Below are 416 nucleotides of genomic sequence, written 5' to 3'. Positions count from 1 at the left end.
GATGACTACGGCGATTCGGGGGTAGCCGCCGGTCGTGTGCGCATCGCCCATGAGGACGATCGGTTGGCCGTTGCCCGGGACCTGAATCGTGCCGGGCAGCACCGCATGCGAAAGCAGCTCGGACTCGTGCTCCCGGCCCAAGGTGCTGCCCTCCAGCCGGTAGCCCATCCGATTGCTGTTCGGCGTAATGCGCCATCGGTCCGACCAGAACGCGGTGCGCGCTTGTTCGGTGAACGAATCGTATTCGGGGCCGCGCAGCACACGGATCACTTCTCCGCGCTCGGCACTACCCAAATACTTGTCGGACCGATGAGGTTCGGCGGCAGCCGCGGCGAAGCGGCACCACTCGGGTGCCTTCACGCCGAAAGCCGGGGCATCGGGGGTTGTTGCCTTGTCCTGCCGCCGAACGTTTTGAC

At 65.6% G+C, this 416-nt stretch carries 1 protein-coding gene; it reads right to left on the bottom strand.

What is annotated here, in order from left to right:
- On the bottom strand, nucleotides 1–416 hold a 416-nt coding region (locus BTA35_RS17115), incomplete at both ends, for a 5-oxoprolinase subunit C family protein (protein WP_139363739.1).

Origin of the sequence: Oceanospirillum linum (assembly GCF_001995095.2) — a bacterium.
In the GTDB taxonomy this organism is placed as follows: Bacteria; Pseudomonadota; Gammaproteobacteria; order Pseudomonadales; family Halomonadaceae; genus Oceanospirillum; species Oceanospirillum linum.
The sequence above is the reverse complement of the archived record's forward strand: the minus strand, read 5'-3'. Positions and strand labels throughout refer to the sequence as shown.